This window comes from Vibrio sp. Vb0349, from assembly GCF_033338975.1.
In genome coordinates, this window is the sequence record NZ_JAWOTS010000087.1 from 1 (window position 1) to 2,027 (window position 2,027).

General features: G+C 43.9%; 2 protein-coding genes. One reads left to right on the forward strand and one right to left on the reverse strand.

The window, feature by feature from the left end; genetic code table 11:
• The first annotated feature begins 382 nt into the window (after positions 1-382).
• A complete protein-coding gene (locus R7Q47_RS23405; protein WP_017447836.1) occupies positions 383-805 on the forward strand; it encodes a hypothetical protein in 423 nt (140 codons plus the stop codon).
• Between the two features lie 114 nt (positions 806-919).
• Here R7Q47_RS23405 and R7Q47_RS23410 read toward each other — a convergent pair whose 3' ends face one another.
• A complete protein-coding gene (locus R7Q47_RS23410) occupies positions 920-1,867 on the reverse strand; it encodes a glutathione S-transferase family protein (RefSeq protein WP_318089472.1) in 948 nt (315 codons plus the stop codon).
• Positions 1,868-2,027: the final 160 nt, after the last annotated feature.

The following is a 2,027-nucleotide window of genomic DNA, read 5'->3' on the forward strand; positions in this document are numbered from 1 at the left end:
CCCAGCCGCGCTGTGTCCCGATAATCGCACCCAATAGCAAGGCAATAAGCAGATTCCAGATAAGATGCTCGCCAGTCGCAAACTCGTTGATATCCATGCATCACCCCGTTAAAAAGCGGTTGTCATATCATTAGTTTATTTGAATATTGGTAAGAAGCTGTGACGACAAGAAGATAATCTGAAACTGGCCACCGTTCCTGCCTTACCTGTGGGTCTTGTCCTGGCTTTTAACGATCACCAGAGCTCAATAATACAGAGCGATTTTCCCTCTCCCGTTCAATTTATCGACATTATTTTCATATCATCTGAACTTTCTTACGAGAAACTACGTAACGAAGATGGAATGCAATTACGCAACCTCACACATAAGTAAGGAATACATATGAACAACTCCATCAACAACTCATTCCTAAAGTTTGGTTTAGCTGCATGTCTGTTCAGTTTTTCTGCGTTTAGTTTTTCCTCCCCAAGTATTGAAGGCGCAGATCAAGATATGTCCGCGGGCACGGTAACGGCAAAAATGGCTCATGCTGACGAAAACGGCTGGATGGTTGTACACCGAACAGATGAATCGATGAAGCCAGGCCCCGTGATCGGCTATGCTCCGCTTAAAATGGGACAAAATGAGAACGTGAATGCAATTTTGATGGAACCGGTTGAGTCTGGTGACATGCTGATGCTAATGGTCCACGGAGAAAAAGGTGGAATGAAGACGGGCGTATTTGAGTATTCACTCGGAGCCAAAGAAGATGGCCCAGTAAAAGTTGACGGTAAGTTGGTGATGGACATCGTCCGCGCTAAATAAGGCGAGCATATATTTAAAAATTGCCCCTCTTGCTCCTAGTACGTAGCGTAAATAAAAGCCCTTAACAACGCAGTTCGTCGTTAAGGGCTTTTGTATTGGATGAACCGTTACAAACTAACCGATCATTTCTCTTTGGTGAGGAGAACTAAAGTCTAAATCAGGCCCTTTAGGCACCACTTGCGTTGGATTAATCCCTGTGTGACTGAAGTAATAATGGCGCTTAATATGATAGAAATCGTTGGTATCGGCGATACCGTCAATCTGATACAACTCTTTCAGATAACCCTGAATATTGACGTAATCGGCAATGCGTTGTTTATTACACTTGAAGTGCCCAACATACACGGCATCAAAACGCACTAACGTGGTGAACAAACGCCAATCGGCTTCCGTAATTTTATTGCCTGCTAGATAGCGATGGGTCGCCAGATGACCATCAATTTTATCTAAGGCCGAAAACAATGATTCAAAAGCCTCTTCATACGCTTCTTGTGAAGTAGCAAAACCGCAACGGTACACCCCATTATTCACGTTTGGATAGATGTAATCATTCCATTCACCAATCACACCGCGTAGTGGCTCGGGATAATAATCGTCATGATTGCCCGTGAGATCGTTAAATGCGGAGTTAAACATACGAATGATCTCTGACGATTCATTCGACACGATGGTGTTGGTCTTTTTGTCCCATAAAACTGGCACCGTAACACGCCCTGTGTAGTCGGGTTTCGCTTGAGTGTAGATTTGGTGCATACGTGTATGACCAAACAGCGGCTCGGGTAAACCCATTTGCCAACCTTGACTGAGCATATCAGGGCAAACAACCGTCACATCAATGTGTGGCTCTAGACCTTTCAACTTACGGAAGATAAGCGTTCGATGTGCCCAAGGGCACGCGAGAGAAACATACAAATGGTAACGGCCAGATTCTGGTTGGAATACCGCCTCTGAATCATTTTTAATCCAGTCACGAAATCCAGCGTCTTCACGAACGAACTTCCCGCCATTCGCTTTTGTGTCATACCACACATCGTGCCATACGCCTTCGACCAACTTACCCATGATTGCTCTCCTATTTCTTATGTCTCCCTTTATATTAGAGATTCATAAGAAACAGAAAATCATCACGCTTAGGACATCTTGTTCAAGAAATTCGAATGAGCATTGAAATTCATGTTCAAAGAAAATGAGCATAAAAAAAGCGCGACCCTAGTAAAAGGAA

Bases quoted from the DNA above. Each gene is read 5' to 3' on its own strand.
- R7Q47_RS23405 (WP_017447836.1), top strand. From the start codon at position 383: ATGAACAACTCCATCAACAACTCATTCCTAAAGTTTGGTTTAGCTGCA.
- R7Q47_RS23410 (WP_318089472.1), bottom strand. From the start codon at position 1,867: ATGGGTAAGTTGGTCGAAGGCGTATGGCACGATGTGTGGTATGACACA.